We start from the raw sequence: 21,043 nt of genomic DNA, 5'->3' as shown, positions 1-21,043 counted from the left end.
CAGGCTCATGCTTTCACCGTTTTCCAAACCTTGCTGATTGCCAACACCCCCACCAACACCGCTGCCCCCGCCACAATCCCGGCGACCGCGTTGAGCAATGTCGGCACAATAAACCCGACCCCACCAGACGCTGCGGTGACTTTCTCGATCCAGTGATGAACCACCGGCACGCCATGGGTCAGAATCCCGCCGCCGACCAAAAACATCGCCGTGGTACCGATCACCGACAGGCTTTTCATCATGTACGGCGCTGCACGCAGAATCCCGCCGCCGATGCTTTTGGCTATCTGGCCGGGCTTCTGGGTCAGCCACAGACCGAGGTCGTCGAGCTTGACGATGCCGGCCACCAGGCCGTAAACGCCGATGGTCATGACGATGGCGATGCCAGAGAGCACGATCACTTGCTGGGTCAGCGCGGCGTCAGCCACGGTGCCCAGGGTGATGGCGATGATTTCCGCCGAGAGGATGAAGTCGGTACGGATCGCCCCCTTGATCTTGTCCTTTTCGAACGCCACCAGATCGACCGCCGGGTTGGCCACAGCCTCGACCAATTCTGCGTGTTCGGCCTGATCTTCAGCTTTGCTGTGCAGGAATTTGTGGGCGAGTTTTTCGAAACCTTCGAAGCACAGGTAAGCGCCACCGACCATCAACAATGGTGTGACCAGCCACGGAATGAACGCGCTGATGGCCAACGCCGACGGCACCAGGATCAGCTTGTTGAGGAACGAGCCCTTGGCCACCGCCCACACCACCGGGATTTCCCGCTCGGCACGCACGCCGGAAACCTGCTGGGCATTGAGCGCCAGATCATCGCCAAGCACGCCGGCGGTCTTCTTCGCGGCCATTTTGGTCATCAACGCCACATCATCCAGTACGGTGGCGATGTCGTCGATCAGCACCAGCAAACTGCTTCCTGCCATGAATCGGGTTTCCTTCTTGAATGAATGCTGCGCAGCATAGCGCGACCGAGGGCACACGGGGGCATTCTTGAGCGCCGCGCGAGGCCGGTGCTACCATGCGCAACCGCCAGAACAGGCAAGGAACTCCTTGGTTTATGAGCACTATCCGCGAGCGCAACAAAGAACTGATCCTGCGTGCCGCCAGCGAAGAATTTGCCGACAAGGGCTTCGCTGCGACCAAAACCAGTGACATCGCGGCCAAGGCCGGGCTACCCAAGCCTAACGTCTACTACTACTTCAAATCCAAGGAAAACCTCTACCGCGAGGTCCTGGAAAGCATCATCGAGCCGATCCTGCAGGCCTCGACGCCGTTCAACGCCGATGGCGTGCCCAGCGAAGTGCTCAGTGGCTACATCCGCTCGAAAATCCGCATCTCCCGCGACCTGCCCTTCGCCTCCAAGGTATTCGCCAGCGAAATCATGCACGGCGCCCCACACCTGAGCGCCGATCTGGTCGAGCAACTCAATGGCCAGGCCAGGCACAACATCGACTGCATCCAGACCTGGATCGACCGCGGCCAGATCGCCCCGATCGACCCCAACCACCTGATGTTCAGCATCTGGGCCGCGACCCAGACCTACGCCGACTTCGACTGGCAGATCTCGGCGGTGACCGGTAAGGCCAAGCTGGATGAGGCCGACTATGAGGCGGCGGCACAGACGATTATCCGGTTGGTGCTCAAGGGGTGTGAACCGGATCGATAGACCGAGGCGCGGCCTTCGCGAGCAAGCCCGCTCCCACAGGGATTTACTGCGTACACAAAATCTGTGAACGACAGAGATCAAGTGTGGGAGCGGGCTTGCTCGCGAAAGCGGTAGATCAGTCAATACAAAATCAACCAACCACACCCGCATCCGCCCTCAACCCCTGCCCTTCGATCGCGCGGATCGCACACTGCTCGTCAACATCTGACAAATCCCCACTGATGCCGACCGCCCCCAACACAGTCCCGTCCTGATCCCGAACCAACACGCCGCCCGGCACCGGCACGACGCTGCCCTGCCCCAGACTATTCAACGCAGCGAAGAACGCCGGGCGTTGTTGGGCGTCCTGTGCCAGCAGGCGTGAGCCCTTGCCCAGGGCGATCGCGCCCCAGGCCTTGCCGATGGCGATCTGCGGGCGCAGCAGGCTGGCGCCGTCTTCGCGTTGCAGCGTTATCAAGTGCCCGCCGGCGTCCAGCACGGCAACGGTTAATGGTGCGGCGGAAATTTCACGGCCTGCGCAGATGGCCTGAGTGGCCAGGTTAACTGCGACGTTCAAGGTTAAAGCGCTCATGGTGCCGTCCTCATTTTGTTATAGGGAAAGCCGTTGGACTGCTTTGTGTTACGCAATCCGATGCAACAAATAGAACACAATGAATTATTTTTTTGTATACAATAATTTTCGAAAAGCGCCACATGCGACGAAAAGCCACAGTTCTTTGGGCTTCCGACGAATGAACCAGCCGCTTGAGAAAATGGATTGACCTGCGCCGTCCGCCGTGAATACACTCTGCGCAAAGCCACTTGTATACAATTACAAAACGTAAGAGGCACAAAACAATGAGCAAAATGAGAGCAATCGAAGCCGCCGTTCTGGTGATGCGCCGCGAAGGGGTCGATACCGCTTTTGGCATCCCGGGCGCCGCGATCAACCCGCTGTACTCCGCCTTGCAGAAGGTCGGTGGCATCGATCACGTCCTCGCTCGCCACGTTGAAGGCGCCTCGCACATGGCCGAGGGTTACACCCGCACCAAGGCCGGCAACATCGGCGTGTGCATCGGTACATCGGGACCTGCCGGTACCGACATGGTCACCGGGCTCTACAGCGCCTCGGCCGACTCAATCCCGATCCTGTGCATCACCGGGCAAGCGCCGCGGGCCCGTATGCACAAGGAAGACTTCCAGGCCGTCGACATCACCAGCATCGTCAAGCCGGTCACCAAGTGGGCGACCACGGTTCTGGAGCCGGGCCAGGTGCCTTATGCCTTCCAGAAAGCCTTCTATGAGATGCGCTCCGGCCGCCCCGGCCCGGTGCTGATCGACCTGCCGTTCGACGTGCAGATGGCTGAAATCGAATTCGACATCGACGCCTACCAGCCGCTGCCACTGGCCAAGCCGAGCGCGACTCGCGTGCAGGTGGAAAAAGCCCTGGCCATGCTCGACCAGGCTGAACGCCCATTGCTGGTGGCCGGTGGCGGCATCATTAATGCCGACGCCAGCGACTTGCTGGTGGAGTTCGCCGAGCTGACCGGTATTCCGGTGATCCCGACCCTGATGGGCTGGGGCACCATCCCGGACGATCACCCGCTGATGGTCGGCATGGTCGGTCTGCAAACCTCGCACCGTTATGGCAACGCCACGATGCTGAAATCCGACGTGGTGCTCGGCGTCGGTAACCGTTGGGCCAACCGTCACACCGGTTCGGTCGACGTTTACACCGAAGGCCGCAAGTTCATTCACGTCGACATCGAACCGACCCAGATCGGCCGCGTGTTCACCCCGGACCTGGGCATCGTGTCCGACGCCGCTGCCGCGTTGACCGTGTTCATTGAAGTCGCTCGCGAGTGGCAAGCCGCCGGCAAGCTGAAAAACCGCAGCGCCTGGCTGCAAGACTGCCAGCAGCGCAAAGCCAGCCTGCAGCGCAAGACCCACTTCGACAACGTGCCGGTCAAGCCGCAGCGCGTTTACGAAGAGATGAACCAGGTGTTCGGCAAAGACACCTGCTACGTCAGCACCATCGGTCTGTCGCAGATTGCCGGCGCGCAGTTCCTGCACGTCTACAAACCGCGGCACTGGATCAACTGCGGCCAGGCCGGCCCGTTGGGCTGGACCATTCCGGCAGCGCTCGGCGTGGTCAAGGCCGATCCGACCCGCAAGGTGGTGGCGCTCTCGGGCGACTACGACTTCCAGTTCATGATCGAAGAACTGGCGGTGGGCGCGCAGTTCAAGCTGCCGTACATCCACGTTGTGGTGAACAACTCGTACCTGGGGCTGATCCGTCAGGCGCAGCGCGGTTTCGACATGGACTACTGCGTGCAGCTGTCCTTCGACAACCTCAACGCGCCGGAACTCAACGGTTACGGCGTCGACCACGTCGCGGTCGCCGAAGGCCTGGGCTGCAAGGCGCTGCGGGTATTCGAGCCGGCTGACATCGCCCCTGCCCTGCGCAAGGCCCAAGAGCTGATCGAAGAGTTCAAGGTGCCGGTGATCGTCGAGATCATTCTGGAGCGCGTGACCAACATTTCCATGGGCACCGAGATCAACGCCGTCAACGAATTCGAAGACCTGGCGCTGGTCGGCAACGATGCGCCAACGGCAATTTCGTTGCTCGATTAAGAATGACCTGACACCTGTGATCGTTCCCACGCTCTGCGTGGGAATGCATCCGGTGACGCTCCGCATCACAAAACGGCTGGACGCAGAGCGTCCGGGGCGGCATTCCCACGCAGAGCGTGGGAACGATCAGCCCTCACACACTTACAGGAGACCACCATGCCGCGTTTCGCAGCCAACCTGTCCATGCTGTTCACCGAGCAGGATTTTCTTGCCCGTTTCGACGCTGCCGCCAAGGCCGGCTTCAGTGGTGTCGAATACCTGTTCCCTTATGACTTCAGCTCCGCCGAAATCAAGGCCAGGCTCGATGCCAATGGCTTGACCCAAGTGCTGTTCAACCTGCCGGCCGGTGACTGGGCCAAGGGCGAGCGTGGTATTGCGTGCCTGCCGGATCGGGTCGAAGAATTCCGCGCCGGTGTCGATCTGGCCATCGCTTATGCCCAAGTGCTGGGCAACACCCAGGTCAACTGCCTGGCCGGCATTCGTCCACAAGGCGTCGACGAGGCCACCGTGGAAAAAACCTTCGTCGCCAACCTCAAGTACGCGGCCGACAAGCTGCAAGCGGCCGGCATCAAACTGGTGATGGAAGCGATCAACACCCGCGACATTCCAGGCTTTTATCTGAACAACACGGCGCAAGCCCTGTCGATTCGCGAACAGGTCGGCAGCGCCAACCTGTTCCTGCAATACGACATCTATCACATGCAGATCATGGAGGGCGACCTGGCCCGCACCATGGCCGCGCACCTGGACGAGATCAACCACATCCAGTTGGCCGACAACCCTGGGCGTAACGAGCCGGGCACCGGTGAAATCAACTACCGCTTCCTGTTCGACCACCTGGACCGCATCGGTTATCAGGGTTGGGTTGGCTGTGAATACAAGCCGCTGACCACCACCGAAGCGGGTCTGGGCTGGTTGAAAACCCATAACGCGATCTAAAGCGACGCAGAGCGTCGATGGCTGCATTCCCACGCAGAGCGTGGGAACGATCAATTTGCGAACCAGAGCAATAAAAACAAGAGGATTTTCTCATGGCTAAAATCGGATTTATCGGCACCGGCATCATGGGCCACCCAATGGCGTTGAACCTGCAGAAAGCCGGTCACAGCCTGTTCCTGTCGGCGCACCACGACCCCGCGCCTGCCGATCTGGTCGCCGCTGGCGCCATCGCGCTGGCGAACCCGAAAGAAGTCGCGCAAGAAGCCGAATTCATCATCGTCATGGTCCCGGATACTCCGCAGGTCGATGACGTGCTGTTCCGCGCCGACGGTGTTGCCGCCGGTGTGAGCAAGGGCAAAGTCGTGATCGACATGAGCTCGATCTCGCCCACCGCCACCAAAGCTTTCGCTGCCAAGATCAACGAAAAAGGCGCGCAGTATCTCGACGCACCGGTTTCCGGCGGTGAAGTCGGCGCCAAGGCCGCGACCCTGAGCATCATGGTCGGTGGCCAGGCCGATGCCTTCGAACGCGCCCTGCCGCTGTTCCAGGCCATGGGCAAGAACATCACCCTGGTCGGTGGCAACGGCGACGGGCAAACCGCGAAAGTGGCGAACCAGATCATCGTCGCCCTGAACATCCAGGCCGTGGCCGAAGCGCTGCTGTTCGCCTCGAAAAACGGTGCCGATCCGGCCAAGGTGCGTGAAGCGCTGATGGGCGGTTTCGCCTCGTCGAAGATCCTTGAAGTTCACGGCGAGCGCATGATCAAAGGCACCTTCGACCCGGGCTTCCGCATCAGCCTGCACCAGAAGGACCTGAACCTGGCCCTGGCCGGTGCCCGCGAGCTGAACATCAACCTGCCGAACACCGCCAATACCCAGCAAGTGTTCAGCACCTGCGCGGCCATCGGTGGCAGCAACTGGGACCACTCGGCGCTGATCAAGGGCCTGGAACACATGGCGAATTTTTCGATTCGCGATAAATAACACCTGCCGTACTGATCGTTCCCACGCTCTGCGTGGGAATGCATCCCGGGACGCTCCGCGTCCCTGCCGAGCGGACGCGGAGCGTCCAGTTGAGGCATTCCCACGCAGAGCGTGGGAACGATCATTAGCACCATACCCAGAACAATAAAAATTGGAGCCCGCCATGTCGGTCGATCCGCAACAATTGCTGCGCGAGCTGTTTGCCACAGCCATCGACGCGGCCCATCCGCAGCACGTCCTTGAAGCCCATTTGCCAACCGATCGCAGCGGTCGGGTAATCGTCATCGGCGCCGGTAAAGCGGCAGCGGCCATGGCCCAGGTGGTCGAGCGCTGCTGGCAGGGCGAAGTGTCCGGCCTGGTGGTGACCCGCTACGGCCACGGCGCCCCCTGCGAAAAAATCGAAGTGGTCGAAGCCGCGCATCCGGTGCCGGACGCTGCCGGTCTGGCCGTCGCGAAACGGGTACTGGAGCTGGTCAGCAACCTGAGCGAAGACGACCGCGTGATCTTCCTGCTCTCGGGTGGCGGCTCTGCCCTGCTCGCCCTGCCCGCCGCCGGCATCACCCTCGCCGACAAGCAATCGATCAACAAAGCGCTGCTCAAATCCGGCGCGACCATCGGCGAGATGAACTGCGTACGCAAACACCTCTCGGCGATCAAGGGCGGACGTTTGGGCAAAGCCTGCTGGCCGGCCACGGTTTACACCTATGCGATTTCCGATGTGCCGGGCGACCTCGCCACGGTCATTGCCTCCGGCCCCACCGTGGCCGACCCGAGCACCTCGGCTGAAGCGTTGGCGATCCTCAAGCGCTATGCCATCGACGTCCCGGCCTCGGTGCGCAACTGGTTGCAAAGCCCGGAGTCGGAGACGGTCAAACCCGGCGATCCGAGTCTGGCCCGCAGCCATTTCCAACTGATCGCCCGCCCGCAGCAATCGCTGGAAGCGGCAGCGGTGAAAGCCCGGCAGGCCGGTTTCAGTCCGTTGATTCTCGGCGACCTGGAAGGCGAGTCCCGGGACGTGGCGAAGGTCCACGCCGGCATTGCGCGGCAGATCGTCCAGCACGGCCAACCGTTGGCGGCGCCGTGTGTGATTCTGTCCGGCGGCGAAACCACCGTCACCGTGCGCGGCAATGGCCGTGGCGGGCGCAACGCCGAATTCCTGCTGAGCCTGACCGACAACCTCAAAGGTTTGCCCGGCGTCTACGCCCTGGCCGGTGACACCGACGGCATCGACGGTTCCGAAGACAATGCCGGCGCGATCATGGCTCCGGACAGCTACGCCCGCGCCACCGCCCTCGGCCTGAGCGCCAGCGATGAACTCGATAACAACAATGGCTACGGCTACTTCGCAGCGCTCGACGCACTGATCGTCACCGAGCCGACCCGCACCAACGTCAACGACTTGCGCGCCATCCTGATTCTCGAGAGCCCTAAACATGACGCCTGACAAGAAGGTCAAAATCCTCGCCACCCTCGGTCCGGCCACCGACGGGATCGACGACATCCGTGAGCTGGTGCGGGCCGGGGTCAATATCTTTCGCCTGAACTTCAGCCACGGCGATCACGCCGACCACGCGCAGCGCTATCAGTGGATTCGTGAAGTCGAGCGCCAGCTGAATTATCCGCTGGGGATTCTGATGGACCTGCAAGGTCCGAAACTGCGGGTCGGCCAATTCGCCCAAGGCAAAGTGCAGCTGCATCGCGGCCAGGCATTGCGCCTGGATCTGGATGCAACGCCGGGGGATCAACGCCGGGTCAACCTGCCCCACCCGGAAATCATCGCCGCCCTGGAGCCCGGCATGGACCTGCTGCTGGACGACGGCAAGTTGCGCCTGCGGGTGGTGACCAAGTACACCGACGCCATCGACACCACGGTACTCAACGGCGGCGAACTGTCGGATCGCAAAGGCGTCAATGTGCCGCAAGCGGTGCTCGACCTGAGCCCGCTGACCGCCAAGGATCGTCGCGACTTGAGCTTCGGCCTGGAGCTGGGTGTGGACTGGGTCGCGCTGTCGTTCGTGCAACGCCCGCAAGACATCCGCGAAGCCCGCGCGCTGATCGGCGACAAGGCATTCTTGATGGCCAAGATCGAGAAGCCATCGGCCGTGACGCAACTGCGGGAAATCGCTGAATTGAGCGATGCGATCATGGTCGCTCGCGGTGATCTGGGCGTGGAAGTGCCGGCCGAGAGCGTGCCGCAGATTCAGAAAAACATCATCAGCACCTGCCGCCAACTCGGCAAACCGGTGGTGGTGGCGACGCAGATGCTGGAGTCGATGCGTTTCTCCCCGGCCCCGACCCGCGCCGAAGTCACCGACGTCGCCAACGCGGTGGCCGAAGGCGCGGACGCGGTGATGCTGTCGGCGGAAACCGCGTCCGGCGAATACCCGCTGGAAGCCGTGCAGATGATGAGCAAGATCATTCGTCAGGTGGAAAACGGCCCGGATTATCAGACCCAACTGGACGTGAGCCGACCGAAAGCCGAGGCCACGGTGTCGGACGCGATCAGCTGCGCGATCCGCCGCATCAGCAACGTGCTGCCGGTGGCGGTGTTGGTGAACTACAGCGAGTCTGGCACCTCGAGCCTGCGGGCGGCGCGGGAACGGCCCACGGTGCCGATCCTCAACCTGACGCCGAACCTGCAAACCGCACGGCGTTTGACGGTGGCGTGGGGCGTGCACTCGGTGGTCAACGACCGGCTGCGGCAGGTGGATGAAGTGTGCTCGACGGCGCTGGAAATCGCCCAGGCACAGGGGATGGCTCAGCGCGGCGATACGTTGCTGATTACCGCGGGGGTGCCGTTTGGGCAGCCGGGGTCGACCAATTCGTTGCGCATCGAGACATTAATCTAACCCCCTCACCATGATCGTTCCCACGCGCAGCAAAGGAATGCAGCCCGGGACGCTCCGCGCCCCAAGAGCAGACGCAGAGCGTCCATTGAGGCTGATCGTTCCCACGCTCTGCGTGGTAATGCCTCTAGGGACGCGGAGCGTCACGACCTGCATTCCCACGCAGAGCGTGGGAACGATCTGTACCGACTGCCCCATCATGCCTGCCAACCACTTCAACACCCACTGCCCCGATTGGGCGACCGCCCTGCTCAACGGCTTCAGCCAGATCTTTCTCCAGCGCCATCCGCTGTGCGGTCTGTTGTGTCTATCAGCGATTCTGTTCACCGCGCCCGCTCTACTCGGCGGCGCGCTGCTGGGCGGTGTCGCCGGGCTGCTCACCGCGCAACGTCGCGGGTATGCCAAGGCGGATCGCCAGGCCGGGCTGTTCAGTTACAACGGTATTTTGCTTGGCCTGCTGCTGAGCCTGTATTTCCCATGGTCAACACTGTTGCCACCGCTGATCATCGCCTGCGGCGGCCTGAGTGCGATGCTCACCCAGCAATGGCTCAAAGGCGCCGGCGATCATCAATATTTACCGGTCTATACCGCACCTTTCGTTGGGTTGAGTTGGTTGCTGCTCGGCTTTGCCGCGCCACCGCAACCCGTTCCGCCGATTGAACTGAACACCCTCAACCTACTCGCCGCCGAACTGAAAGGCCTGGGGCAAGTCATGTTTCTCGGCCATCCCCTGGCCGGTGCGTTGATTGCCGCCGGGTTGCTGATTGCCGACCGCCGCGCCTTTCTGTGGGCGCTGCTCGGCGCCGCCGCCGGCCTGGGCTTCGCCTTGCTGCATCACGGCACCTCGAGCGCCTTGCAGGGTTTGAGCAGCTACAACCCGCTGCTCGCCGCCCTCGCCTTCAGCTCGCAACGCCGCCAACCGTGGCTGCCGCTATCTGGCATTCTGCTCGCGGTATTGCTCACGCCGGGTTTCGCCGCACTGGGGCTGACAGCACTGACGGCGCCCTTCATCCTTGCCTGCTGGCTGATTCGCGCAGGCACTCAGGTGCTGCGTCAGGCTGCCGTGGACAGCGCGCCTTGCGCTACCGGGGAAAATCGACCTAGGCTGCGCTGATTCCCGGTTCAGGCGTTTTTCATCTGTTCAAGAATCTGGAATAAGCAAAGAGCTTTTTAATCTTTAAACGACTATGCGAGCCCGGCTATAGTCGCCGGCAAATTGCCAACACTTTCCATCGAGCCTGTTTGATAAAACAAGGAATGCGCAGTGAAAAAACTCTTTGGCGCCTCACTTCTGGCCGCTGGCCTGGCCTTGAGCAGCATGGTTCAGGCCGCACCGATCCTGCTTAACGTTTCCTACGACGTGATGCGAGATTTCTACAAGGACTACAACGCTGCGTTCCAGAAACACTGGCAAGCCGAGCACAACGAAAACATCACGCTGCAGATGTCCTTCGGCGGTTCCAGCAAACAGGCCCGTTCCGTGATCGATGGCCTGCCGGCTGACGTCATCACCATGAACATGGCCACCGACATCAACGCCCTGGCAGACAACGGCAAACTGGTCCCGGACAACTGGGTCACGCGCCTGCCGAACAACAGCGCGCCGTTTACCTCGGCCACCGTATTCATCGTCCGCAAAGGCAACCCGAAAGCCCTGAAAGACTGGCCGGACCTGCTCAAGGACGGCGTGCAAGTGATCGTTCCCAACCCGAAAACCTCGGGCAACGGCCGCTACACCTACCTCTCGGCCTGGGGCTATGTGCTGAAAAACGGTGGTGACGAGAACAAAGCAAAAGCCTTCGTCGGCAAACTGTTCAAACAAGCCCCCGTGTTGGATACCGGTGGCCGTGCAGCGACCACCACGTTCATGACCAACCAGATTGGCGACGTGCTGGTAACCTTCGAAAACGAAGCGGAAATGATTGCCCGCGAGTTTGGTCGTGATCAGTTTGAAGTGATCTACCCGAGCGTTTCTGCCGAGGCCGAGCCGCCGGTGTCGGTCGTCGACAAGACCGTCGACAAAAAAGGCACCCGCGCTGCTGCCGAAGAGTATCTGAAGTACCTGTGGTCGCCGGAAGGTCAGGAGATTGCCGCTGCCAATTACCTGCGTCCGCGTGATCCGGCGGTGTTGGCCAAGTACACCGATCGCTTCCCGAAAGTGGATTTCCTGTCGGTGGAAAAGACCTTTGGCGACTGGCGCACCGTGCAGAAGACCCACTTCAATGATGGTGGGGTTTTCGATCAGGTTTACAGCGGTCAGTAATTCCTGAGTTCAATGAAAAAGGCGACCTGTGAAGGTCGCTTTTTTTTGTTCATTCCGCAAAGCAATGATTACTATCACTCCAAACCCGCTTCCGCCGCTCTAGCCTGCCGATTAGCCTTTGCGCACTTCTTTCTGCTCAGCGAGCCACGTTATGAATCCAGCGACTCAGGTGCCCCACGGTGCCGCGACAATGACCCGCGCAATGGTGCTGCTCTTCGCCTTCTGTTGTGGCGCGATCGTCGCCAACATCTACTACGCCCAGCCGATCATCGGCCTGATCGCGCCGGACATCGGCCTGACCGACACCATGGCCAGCCTGATCGTTTCGCTGACGCAGATTGGTTATGCGCTGGGCCTGTTCTTCCTGGTACCGCTGGGGGACCTGCTGGAAAACCGCCGCTTGATGATCACCACCACCGTGGTGGCGATTGCCAGTCTGTTGGGTGCGGCGTTCACCGATCAACCGAACGTTTTCCTGCTGATCTCGTTGCTGGTGGGTTTCAGCTCGGTGTCGGTGCAGATCCTGATTCCGCTGGCCGCCCACCTGACGCCGGAAGCGTCACGCGGCCGCGTGGTTGGCGGCATCATGGGTGGTCTGTTGTTGGGGATTCTGCTGGCTCGGCCGGTGTCCAGCGTAGTGGCCGACCACTTCGGCTGGCGCGCGATGTTCGTCATCGCCGCAGTGTTGATGGCGGCGATCAGCATCGTCCTGGCCCTGACGGTGCCCAAGCGCCAGCCTGATCACAGCGCCTCTTATGGCCAGTTGCTGGGCTCGCTCTGGACGCTGTTGCGTCAGCAACCGGTATTGCGCCAACGGGCCTTTTATCAGGGCTGCATGTTCGCCACGTTCAGCCTGTTCTGGACCGCCGTACCGCTGGAACTGGCACGAAATCATGGCCTGTCGCAAACCCAAATCGCGATCTTCGCCCTGGTCGGTGCCATTGGCGCGATTGCCGCGCCCATCGCCGGTCGACTGGCCGATGCCGGCCATACCCGCATCGCCTCGCTGCTGGCCATGCTGTTCGCCAGCCTGAGCTTCCTGCCGGCCTTCATCCACCCGGCCTACAGCGTCATCGGCCTGGCCGTGACGGGCGTGGTGCTGGATTTCTGTGTGCAAATGAACATGGTCCTCGGCCAGCGCGCGGTCTACACCCTCGACGCCAAGAGCCGCGGCCGTCTGAATGCGCTGTACATGACCAGCATCTTCATCGGCGGTGCATTCGGTTCATCGGTGGCCAGTGCGGTGTACGAACATGGCGGCTGGTTGTGGATCGTGATTGTCGGCAGTGCGTTTGCGTTGCTGGCGTTGTTGCGGTTTTTGAGTGTTTCAGAGAAGCCTGCATTGGTAGCGGCTTAAAGACCTAAAAGCTTCGCGGGCAAGCCTCGCTCCTACGGGTCTTACGCAAACCCTGAGCGAGGCTTGCCCGCGAAGGCGATGTAACTGACTCAATGCCGAACCAGCTTCTCCATCGCCGCATCCGCGAGAAAGGAGGAGCGGCTTTTGACATTGTGCTCTCGCACATAACGGTCAATGCGCTGAATCACGTAGCCAGGCAGCGTCACGTTGACCTTCTCGGTCTTGCCCAGATACGGCGAGATGTCCAGCTCCAGCATCCCCCAACCCATGTCGGCAAATTCCGGATTCTCGCGGTGCGCGGCCGCAGAGGTCGGCATCGGAATTGACTCCCCGTCCGCCGTGATCTGCTGCAGCATGATGTGGGCAATCTCGACTGCCGCGTTGTAAGCGTCTTCAAACGTATCCCCGGCCGTAACGGCACCAGGAATATCGGGGATCTGAATACCGATGGCGGTGTTCTCGTCGCCCCACTCGATACAGATTGGGTATTGCATTATGGATCTCCTGCCAAACTGGCTCCCGGGCAACAAAGACCGGCTCGCCTCCTGATGCTTTTGACCGTCCCGATCGGCAAATCCTTCTTCGGATGAGGGACGGGTATCGTGTAAGGGTTGTAACGGTGAGTGAAGATGTGATGACTGCCGGTGACCCGGTCCAGTGTCCAGCCTGCCTCTATCAGTTCCTTGATCAATAACCTGCTCTGCACCCCCGGCCTCCTTGCTCCGGCCCAACAAAAATAACCCCAGGGTTATTTTTACTCGAGCACAAAAATCCGCATGGCGACGCTCGGTTGTTTTACAAGGTATTGATTTGATCGGGTTACACGCGCGAGCATCGTCGTAGGCGATTCAAGGAGCTGGCGGAGCCTGCGATCTTGTCAAACCCCAAAAAGCAAAACGGCGATCCTCAGATCGCCGTTTCCATTCACTGCCCGAATTGTCTGCCCAACCCACCCGGCACACCATGGATGTCGGTCTCTTCCCACGGCCCGTTCGGGCTGATCGAGCGGCTCCAGCCGTTGTTCCAGCGGTAGTAGGTGCGCTGGCGGTAGAAGGTGTTGGTCTGGTTGTCGAGAACGTAAACGCCGAGTTTCGCGTCCCAATGGCTGTTGCCACCCGGTGGCGGGGCGAAGCTGGCGGAGGTGCGTGGGATCGGTTTGGACGGTTTGACCGGCGTGCTTGGTTTACTCGGCATTGTCGACGGAGCCGGTTTGGTGCTCGGCTGCGAGGGCGGAATCGGCGGCAGCCGTTCGGGTTCGTACTCCTGGACCGCACAGCCGCTTAGCCCCAAAACCAAACTAAGGAGAGTGATACGAGCAATGGCGGTCATGGTGGCGTTTCCTGTTATTTATCCGGGCTGTCGATGGTCAGTTTTTGTGGCGCGGTGGTGCTGGTGGCCAGGGGTTGGCTGCGACCGATCCATTCGCCGGCAGTCGGTTGGCCGGCGCGGGAGATACGCGCAACCAGTTGGACTTCAGGGAAGTTCGACAGTTTCAACTGCGGCATCATTGCGTCGGCATCGCCCAGCTCGACGGTTGCCGGCAAGTCGGCGACGGTCAGACGCTTGGCGGCCAGCGGTGCGGGCGGGCCGGAGATGGCGCGGGCGAAGATGAACACGCTGTCGCCGGGCTGGACCTTGGCTTTCAGGTCCGGCGCCAGATCGACGCGCACCTTGAGCGCTGCAACAGCCTTCGCAGCTGGAGCTTCGGCCACCTTGCCACCACTGGCTTCAAGCTTCTCGGCGGCCTTGGCGATGCCGCCTTGCAGCGCGACACGGGATGGGTCTTCCGGCGGCAGTTGCACCAGCAGGCGATTCCAGTAGTCGATGGCGTCCTGGTAACGCTCACCTTCGAAGGCAGCGATGCCCAGCAGGCCGAGGCTGGTGACTTCCTTTGGATCGGTTTTCAGCGCTTCGTCGGTCAAGGCCTGGACCTTGTCCGACCATTTCTTGCCGTCGGCGAAGTACTGCGCCTGAGCCCACTGCCCGAGCAGTTCCGGCTGGCGACCGGCCAGGCTCACGGTGCGTTCGAAGATCTTCGCCGCATCGGCCGGGCGGTCCTGAGCCATGTAAGTACGGCCGAGGAAGTACAAACCTTCGGCCGAGTCAGGTTGGGCCGCGACCGCACGCTCCAGGCGACGGGTCATGTCCTCCATCGACTGCGGCGCCTGGGCGAACTCGCGGGTCAGCTCGACTTTGTCGCTGGCGCCGAAATGCAGGTACAGCCCAAGGCCCAGCACGGGCACCAGAATCGCCGCCAGCAATGGCAATGGCTTGCCCAGACGCGACACCCGCGGCGCCTCGACGCCCTCGGTGTCGGCGAGCAGTTCACGGGCTGCTTCGGCGCGGCCGGCGTCCATCTGCTCGGCGTTGAGCACGCCTTCTTCCTGCTGAGCCTGCAACTCAGCCACGCGCTCCTGGTACAGCGCGACGTTCAGCGCCGTACGGTCCTCTTCAAGCTGGGCGCGACGACCGCGCAGAACCGGGATCAACAGAAAACTCAGGGCAACCAGAAGCAGCAGGCCTGCAGCGAGCCAGAAATCAATCATGCTTGGTTTTATCCAACAGGTGGTCGAGGCGCTCGCGCTCATCAGAGGAAAGCGTGTCCGGGCTGTCAGTGCGTTGCACGCGACGACGGCGGACAATCACGGCGATGATTACAACACCGCCCAGCAGCAGGCCGGCGGGGCCGAACCAGAGCAATGCGGTCTTGGCATTCAGAGCAGGTTTGTAGCGGACGAAATCACCGTAGCGGTCGACCATGAAGTCGATGATCTGCTGGTTGTCCTTGCCCTCGCCGAGCATGCGGAAAATCTCTTTGCGCAGGTCGGCGGCGATCGGTGCGTTGGAATCGGCAATATCCTGATTCTGGCACTTGGGGCAACGCAGCTCTTTGGTCAGCTCACGAAAACGCTCGCGATCGCCCTCTTTGGCGAACTCATAAGTATCGATGGCGGCGTGGGCCACGCCGGCCATGCTCAACCCCAGAACAGCGGCGGCAATCCAGCGCTTCATGGCTTGGCCTCGTCGACCAGCGCCTGATACTTGGCCGCCAGTTTTTCGCGCCAGACTTGCTCGTCGATCACCCCGACGAATTTGTCGCGGATGATGCCCTTGGCGTCGATGAAGAAGGTCTCCGGCGCGCCGTAAACACCGAGGTTCAGGCCCAAGGTGCCGGCATCGTCACGGATGTCCAGTTGATACGGGTTGTGGAACTCGGCCAGCCACTTCAAGGCATCGGCATTGACGTCCTTGTAGTTGACGCCGTAGATCACCACGCCCTTCTCGGCCAGTTTGTTCAACACCGGGTGCTCGACCCGGCAGGAAATGCACCAGGTGCCCCACACGTTGACCAGCGCCGGCTTACCCAGAAGGTCCGCTTTGGTCAAGGTTTTGTCGCCCTGCACCGAGGGCAGGGAAAACTCCGGGAAGGGTTTGTCGATCATCGCCGAGGGCAACTCGGCCGGGTTCAGGTACAGCCCCCGATACAGAAAAACAGCAACCACCAGAAAAATCGCCAGCGGCAACAGCATCAACCAACGTCTCATGCGGTGGCTCCCGTCATGCCGAGCGCTTCACGCACGCGGCTTTTCACCTTGACCCGATAACGACGATCCAGCGCCGCCAGCAATCCGCCTGCCCCCGTGAGCAGCCCGCCAAACCAGATCCAGCGCACGAACGGCTTGACGTGCACCCGGACCGCCCAGGCACCTTCGCCCAACGGTTCGCCCAGCGCGACGTAAAGGTCACGGGTGAAACCGGCGTCGATTCCGGCCTCGGTCATCACCGAGTTCTGCACGGTGTAGAGGCGTTTTTCCGGGTGCAGTACGCTGATTTCCTTACCGTCGCGGATCACCCGCACGGTGCCCTTGTCGGACGTGAAGTTCGGCCCTTCGAAGTGCTTGGCGCCTTCGAACACGAACTGGTAACCGGCCAGGCTCATGGACTCGCCCGGTACCAGGCGCAGATCGCGCTCGGCACTGTTCTGGCTCGACAACACGACACCCAGCGCGCACACGGCAATGCCCAAATGCGCGAGTTGCATGCCCCAATAGCTGCGGGTCAGGGTCGGCAGGCCTTTGATCAAGCCTTTGTGGCGAGTCTTGTCGAAAATGTCCCGCACGCCGGCCAGCAATACCCAGGCCGCCAGCATGAATGTCGCCAGCACCGCCCAGTTGAAATCGCCGTAAGCAATACCCGCCACGACGGCCAGCGCGGCGCTGCCGAGCAACACCGGGGTCAGCATGCTCATCAGCCATTTGACCGGGGTGTCTTTCCAGCGCACCACCACGCCGACCGCCATCACCACCATCAGGATCGCCATCAATGGAATGAACAGCGCATTGAAGTACGGCGGGCCGACCGACAGCTTGGCGCCGGTCATCGCATCGAGAATCAGCGGGTACAAGGTGCCCAGCAGAATCATCGAAGCAGCCACCACCAGCACCAGGTTATTACCCAGCAGCAGGGTTTCCCGGGACCAGAGGTTGAAGCCAACATGGCTCTTGACCACTGGCGCGCGCAGGGCGAACAGCGTCAGCGAACCGCCGACCACAAACAGCAGGAAGATCAGGATGAACACGCCGCGCTCAGGGTCGGACGCAAAGGCGTGAACCGAGGTCAGCACGCCGGAACGCACCAGGAAGGTTCCCAGCAGGCTCAACGAGAACGCGGCGATGGCCAGCAACACGGTCCAGCTCTTGAACACGCCACGTTTTTCCGTGACCGCCAACGAGTGAATCAGCGCCGTGCCCACCAGCCAAGGCATGAAGGATGCGTTTTCCACCGGGTCCCAGAACCACCAGCCGCCCCAGCCGAGTTCGTAGTAGGCCCACCAGGAGCCCAGCGTGATACCGATACCGAGGAACGCCCAGGCCACGATGGTCCACGGGCGGGACCAGCGTGCCCACGCTGCATCGAGACGACCGCCCAACAGCGCGGCGATGGCGAAGGCAAACGCCACGGAGAAACCGACGTAACCCATGTACAGCATCGGCGGGTGAACGATCAGGCCGATGTCTTGCAGCAACGGGTTGAGGTCGCGCCCGTCCGCCGGCATCTGCGGCAGGATCCGGGCGAACGGGTTGGACGTCATGATCAGGAACAGCAGAAAACCGGTGCTGATCATGCCCATCACCGCCAGCACCCGGGCCAGCATCACTTGCGGCAACTGTCGGGAGAACACCGACACCGCGAAGGTCCAGCCGCCGAGGATCAACGCCCACAGCAGCAACGAGCCTTCGTGAGCACCCCACACGGCGCTGAATTTGTAGTACCACGGCAAGGCGCTGTTGGAGTTGCTGGCCACATAGGCGACGGAGAAGTCGTCCACCATGAACGCATACGTCAGGCAACCGAAGGCGAACAGCAAAAACGCGAACTGCCCCCACGCGGCCGGCTGGGCCAGGCTCATCCACAAACGGTCGCCACGCCAGGCACCGAGCAACGGCACCACGGCCTGCACCAGCGCAAAACACAGCGCCAGGATCATGGCCAGATGGCCGAGTTCGGGGATAAACAGCCCTGAACTAAAAAGTGCAGAAGTCATCGGTTAACCCTCTTTCGCCGGAACAGGTGCCGACTGACCACTGTCCTTCAACGCCTTGGTCACTTCCGGCGGCATGTACTTCTCGTCGTGCTTGGCCAGCACTTCGTCGGCCACCACCACGCCATCAGCGTTGAGCTTGCCGAGGGCAACGATGCCCTGCCCTTCGCGGAACAGGTCCGGCAGGATGCCGCGGTAGCTGATGGTCACGGACTTGTTGAAGTCGGTGACGATGAATTTCACGTCCAGGGAATCGCCGGAACGTTGCAGCGACCCTTTCTCGACCATGCCGCCGGCGCGGATGCGCGTGTCTTGCGGGGCTTCGCCGTTGGCGATCTGGGTCGGGGTGTAAAACAGATTGATGTTCTGCTGCAGGGCGCTCAGGGCCAGGCCGACGGCAGCGCCGATACCGACCAGAATCGCGAGAATGATGACAAGACGCTTTTTACGCAGCGGATTCACTGGCCGTTCTCCCGGCGCAAACGACGCGCCTCTTGTTGCAGATACCGCTTGCGGGCCAGGATCGGCGCCGCCACGTTGAGGGCCAGCACCGCCAGGCAAATGCCATAGGCTGACCAGACATACAGGCCGTGATGGCCCATGGCGAGAAAGTCGCCGAATGAAGCGAAACTCATCGAGCGGCCTCCAGGCTGTTCTGCACTTCGGTTTTCACCCAGCTCGCCCGGGCTTCGCGCTTGAGCACTTCAAGGCGCATGCGCAGCAACAGCACTGCACCGAAGAAACAGTAGAAACCCAGCACCGTCAGCAGCAGTGGCAGCCACATCTCGACGGGCATTGCCGGTTTTTCGGTGAGGGTGAAGGTCGCGCCCTGGTGCAGGGTGTTCCACCACTCCACCGAGTATTTGATGATCGGGATGTTGATCACGCCGACGATCGCCAGCACCGCACAGGCCTTGGCCGCGCTGTCACGATTGCTGATGGCGTTGCCCAGCGCAATAAGACCGAAGTACAGAAACAGCAGAATCAGCATGGACGTTAGTCGCGCATCCCAGACCCACCACGAGCCCCAGGTCGGTTTGCCCCAGATCGCGCCAGTGACCAGCGCCACGGCGGTCATCCAGGCACCGATGGGGGCGGCGCATTGCAGGGCGACGTCGGCCAGTTTCATTTTCCACACCAGCCCGACAATGCCGCACACGGCCAGCATCACATAGATGGACTGCGCCAGCATGGCGGCGGGCACATGGATGTAGATGATGCGAAAGCTGTTGCCTTGCTGGTAATCCGGCGGCGCGAAGGCCAGGCCCCAGACCACGCCGATACTGATCAGCAGCAACGCCCCGACGCTCAGCCATGGCAGCCATTTGCCGCTGATGCCGTAAAACCATTTGGGCGAGCCGAGCTTATGAAACCAGGTCCAGTTCATTGCTGTTTCCATCACGGGTGCTGCTCGTTATAACGAGCTAGCAAGGGTCTGCTTTTCTTAAAAGAAGTGGTTAATAAATAACCAGACCTCATTATTATTCGCCGACGCTGATCTTCAGGCCAGCAGCTATTGCAAAAGGTGTCAGGGTTATCGCCAGGGCGGTCAGGCTACCAAGCCACAAGAGATAACCGGTCGCCGGCATGCCCTGCAAGGCCGCCTGCAAGGCGCCACTGCCCAGGATCAACACCGGGATGTACAGCGGCAGAATCAGCAGCGCCAGCAACAGGCCACCACGCTTCAATCCTACCGTCAGCGCCGCGCCCACCGCACCGAGCAGGCTCAATACCGGTGTACCGAGCATTAAAGAAAGCAGCAACACCGGCAGACAGGCGGCAGGCAAACCGAGCATCAATGCCAGCAACGGCGCGAGCAACACCAGTGCCAGGCCGGAAAAGGCCCAGTGTGCCAGCACCTTGGCCAGCACCAGAAGAGGCAGAGGGTGCGACGAAAGGACCCACTGCTCAAGGGATCCGTCTTCGAAATCACTGCGGAAGAGCCCGTCCAGCGAGAGCAAAACCGATAAAAGCGCCGCCACCCAGACCAGCCCCGGAGACAAGGTTTGCAACAATTGAGTCTCGGGACCGACCGCCAATGGGAACAGGGAGACGACGATGGCGAAGAACACCAACGGGTTCGCCAATTCGGCGGGACGGCGGAACAGCAAACGTGCCTCGCGGGCGACCAACAGGCCGAAAACACTCATACGGCCCAGTTCCCCAGATCAATGTCGCGATAGCCGGCCGGCATCCGGGTCAGCGTGTGGTGAGTGGTCAACACCACCATGCCGCCCCGCTCACAGTGCGCAGCCAGGTGTTCTTCGAGTTGCGCCACGCCTTGTTTGTCGAGCGCGGTGAACGGCTCGTCGAGGATCCACAACGGCGGGCTGTCCAGGTACAACCGCGCCAATGCCACGCGACGTTGCTGGCCGGCAGACAGGGTATGGCAAGGAACATCCTCGAAACCGCGCAGCCCCACCGCCGCCAGCGCTTGCCAGATCGCCTCATGGGAGGCCGGTTGATGCAAGGCGCAGAGCCAACTGAGGTTTTCTTCGGGGGTCAGCAGGTCCTTGATCCCGGCGGCATGGCCGATCCACAACAGGTTGCGCGCCAGTTCGCTGCGTTGCTCGTTCAGTGGCTGGCCGTTGAGCAACACTTGACCGGCGGTCGGGTGCATCAGACCGCAGAGCAGACGTAACAGGCTGGTCTTGCCACTGCCGTTGGGGCCGCTGATCTGCAACATTTCGCCACTGGCCAGTCGCAATTCGAGATTTTCGAAGAGCAGCCGAAGGTCTCGCTCACAGGCAAGGGCAACGGTTTGCAGGACAGGACTGGTCAAGGGTTCACGGGCCTTATACGGTTCAAGTCGGCTCTGGCGCGGCCGTTAAAGAGAG

At 61.4% G+C, this 21,043-nt stretch carries 23 protein-coding genes; 9 read left to right on the top strand and 14 right to left on the bottom strand.

Annotated features, from left to right (window positions below; all coding sequences use genetic code 11):
• Positions 1 to 5: 5 nt before the first annotated feature.
• Positions 6 to 920, bottom strand: coding sequence for a DUF808 domain-containing protein (locus tag HCU66_RS03920; RefSeq protein WP_205887250.1), 915 nt, complete (start codon positions 918 to 920; stop codon positions 6 to 8).
• A 134-nt stretch (positions 921 to 1,054) separates the two neighbouring features.
• On the opposite strand from HCU66_RS03920, the gene HCU66_RS03915 reads away from it, so the two are divergent.
• A complete protein-coding gene (locus HCU66_RS03915) occupies positions 1,055 to 1,663 on the top strand; it encodes a TetR/AcrR family transcriptional regulator (protein ID WP_205887249.1) in 609 nt (202 codons plus the stop codon).
• Between the two features lie 130 nt (positions 1,664 to 1,793).
• Here HCU66_RS03915 and HCU66_RS03910 read toward each other — a convergent pair whose 3' ends face one another.
• Positions 1,794 to 2,234, bottom strand: coding sequence for a GlcG/HbpS family heme-binding protein (locus HCU66_RS03910; RefSeq protein ID WP_205887248.1), 441 nt, complete (start codon positions 2,232 to 2,234; stop codon positions 1,794 to 1,796).
• A gap of 266 nt (positions 2,235 to 2,500) precedes the next feature.
• On the opposite strand from HCU66_RS03910, the gene gcl reads away from it, so the two are divergent.
• From gcl to HCU66_RS03870, 8 genes are all read left to right on the top strand, one after another.
• Positions 2,501 to 4,276, top strand: a complete 1,776-nt coding sequence (gene gcl, locus HCU66_RS03905) for a glyoxylate carboligase (RefSeq protein WP_205887247.1) — start codon at positions 2,501 to 2,503, stop codon at positions 4,274 to 4,276.
• Positions 4,277 to 4,432: 156 nt separating this feature from the next.
• On the top strand, positions 4,433 to 5,215 hold the full coding sequence (gene hyi / locus HCU66_RS03900) for a hydroxypyruvate isomerase (protein ID WP_205887246.1): 783 nt from the start codon (positions 4,433 to 4,435) through the stop codon (positions 5,213 to 5,215).
• Between the two features lie 92 nt (positions 5,216 to 5,307).
• Complete coding sequence (locus tag HCU66_RS03895) at positions 5,308 to 6,198, top strand: 2-hydroxy-3-oxopropionate reductase (protein ID WP_205887245.1); 891 nt, start codon at positions 5,308 to 5,310, stop codon at positions 6,196 to 6,198.
• A 163-nt stretch (positions 6,199 to 6,361) separates the two neighbouring features.
• Positions 6,362 to 7,642: a glycerate kinase type-2 family protein gene (locus HCU66_RS03890; protein ID WP_205887244.1), complete on the top strand. Its 1,281-nt coding sequence runs from the start codon at positions 6,362 to 6,364 to the stop codon at positions 7,640 to 7,642.
• A complete protein-coding gene (gene pyk, locus HCU66_RS03885) occupies positions 7,632 to 9,047 on the top strand; it encodes a pyruvate kinase (RefSeq protein WP_205887243.1) in 1,416 nt (471 codons plus the stop codon). The genes HCU66_RS03890 and pyk overlap by 11 nt, the downstream gene beginning before the upstream one ends.
• Positions 9,048 to 9,243: 196 nt before the next feature.
• On the top strand, positions 9,244 to 10,158 hold the full coding sequence (locus tag HCU66_RS03880) for an urea transporter (RefSeq protein ID WP_205887242.1): 915 nt from the start codon (positions 9,244 to 9,246) through the stop codon (positions 10,156 to 10,158).
• Between the two features lie 150 nt (positions 10,159 to 10,308).
• On the top strand, positions 10,309 to 11,307 hold the full coding sequence (locus HCU66_RS03875; protein WP_205887241.1) for a sulfate ABC transporter substrate-binding protein: 999 nt from the start codon (positions 10,309 to 10,311) through the stop codon (positions 11,305 to 11,307).
• A gap of 151 nt (positions 11,308 to 11,458) precedes the next feature.
• Positions 11,459 to 12,664, top strand: a complete 1,206-nt coding sequence (locus tag HCU66_RS03870) for an MFS transporter (RefSeq protein WP_205887240.1) — start codon at positions 11,459 to 11,461, stop codon at positions 12,662 to 12,664.
• An 89-nt stretch (positions 12,665 to 12,753) separates the two neighbouring features.
• Here HCU66_RS03870 and HCU66_RS03865 read toward each other — a convergent pair whose 3' ends face one another.
• The 12 genes from HCU66_RS03865 to ccmA all read right to left on the bottom strand — a co-directional run bounded on the left by HCU66_RS03865 (position 12,754) and on the right by ccmA (position 20,988).
• The gene (locus HCU66_RS03865; RefSeq protein WP_205887239.1) at positions 12,754 to 13,158 is read right to left on the bottom strand and encodes a type II toxin-antitoxin system HicB family antitoxin; all 405 of its coding nucleotides are present in this window, start codon (positions 13,156 to 13,158) and stop codon (positions 12,754 to 12,756) included.
• Entirely contained in the window at positions 13,158 to 13,370 is a 213-nt protein-coding gene (locus tag HCU66_RS03860; protein WP_205887238.1) for a type II toxin-antitoxin system HicA family toxin, read from the bottom strand. Before HCU66_RS03860 ends, HCU66_RS03865 begins: the two co-directional genes overlap by 1 nt.
• A gap of 218 nt (positions 13,371 to 13,588) precedes the next feature.
• On the bottom strand, positions 13,589 to 13,993 hold the full coding sequence (locus HCU66_RS03855; protein ID WP_205887237.1) for a hypothetical protein: 405 nt from the start codon (positions 13,991 to 13,993) through the stop codon (positions 13,589 to 13,591).
• 14 nt (positions 13,994 to 14,007) lie between these two features.
• Positions 14,008 to 15,210 carry a c-type cytochrome biogenesis protein CcmI gene (gene ccmI, locus HCU66_RS03850; protein ID WP_205887236.1) on the bottom strand — a complete coding sequence of 401 codons (1,203 nt, stop codon included), beginning with the start codon at positions 15,208 to 15,210 and terminating at the stop codon, positions 14,008 to 14,010.
• Entirely contained in the window at positions 15,203 to 15,676 is a 474-nt protein-coding gene (locus tag HCU66_RS03845) for a cytochrome c-type biogenesis protein (RefSeq protein ID WP_205887235.1), read from the bottom strand. Before HCU66_RS03845 ends, ccmI begins: the two co-directional genes overlap by 8 nt.
• On the bottom strand, positions 15,673 to 16,209 hold the full coding sequence (locus HCU66_RS03840; protein WP_205887234.1) for a DsbE family thiol:disulfide interchange protein: 537 nt from the start codon (positions 16,207 to 16,209) through the stop codon (positions 15,673 to 15,675). Before HCU66_RS03840 ends, HCU66_RS03845 begins: the two co-directional genes overlap by 4 nt.
• On the bottom strand, positions 16,206 to 18,209 hold the full coding sequence (locus HCU66_RS03835) for a heme lyase CcmF/NrfE family subunit (RefSeq protein WP_205887233.1): 2,004 nt from the start codon (positions 18,207 to 18,209) through the stop codon (positions 16,206 to 16,208). Before HCU66_RS03835 ends, HCU66_RS03840 begins: the two co-directional genes overlap by 4 nt.
• 3 nt (positions 18,210 to 18,212) lie before the next feature.
• Complete coding sequence (gene ccmE, locus HCU66_RS03830; RefSeq protein ID WP_205887232.1) at positions 18,213 to 18,668, bottom strand: cytochrome c maturation protein CcmE; 456 nt, start codon at positions 18,666 to 18,668, stop codon at positions 18,213 to 18,215.
• On the bottom strand, positions 18,665 to 18,841 hold the full coding sequence (gene ccmD / locus HCU66_RS03825; RefSeq protein WP_007939192.1) for a heme exporter protein CcmD: 177 nt from the start codon (positions 18,839 to 18,841) through the stop codon (positions 18,665 to 18,667). The genes ccmE and ccmD overlap by 4 nt, the downstream gene beginning before the upstream one ends.
• Positions 18,838 to 19,593 (bottom strand): heme ABC transporter permease, encoded by a 756-nt coding sequence (locus HCU66_RS03820; RefSeq protein WP_205887231.1) that lies wholly within the window; start codon positions 19,591 to 19,593, stop codon positions 18,838 to 18,840. Before HCU66_RS03820 ends, ccmD begins: the two co-directional genes overlap by 4 nt.
• A 94-nt stretch (positions 19,594 to 19,687) precedes the next feature.
• The gene (ccmB, locus tag HCU66_RS03815; RefSeq protein WP_205887230.1) at positions 19,688 to 20,356 is read right to left on the bottom strand and encodes a heme exporter protein CcmB; all 669 of its coding nucleotides are present in this window, start codon (positions 20,354 to 20,356) and stop codon (positions 19,688 to 19,690) included.
• Positions 20,353 to 20,988 (bottom strand): cytochrome c biogenesis heme-transporting ATPase CcmA, encoded by a 636-nt coding sequence (gene ccmA / locus HCU66_RS03810; RefSeq protein WP_205887229.1) that lies wholly within the window; start codon positions 20,986 to 20,988, stop codon positions 20,353 to 20,355. The genes ccmB and ccmA overlap by 4 nt, the downstream gene beginning before the upstream one ends.
• Positions 20,989 to 21,043: the final 55 nt, after the last annotated feature.

Source organism: Pseudomonas frederiksbergensis, assembly GCF_017114915.1.
Lineage (GTDB): Bacteria > Pseudomonadota > Gammaproteobacteria > Pseudomonadales > Pseudomonadaceae > Aquipseudomonas > Aquipseudomonas frederiksbergensis_I.
This window is presented reverse-complemented; position numbering and strand designations above follow the sequence as displayed.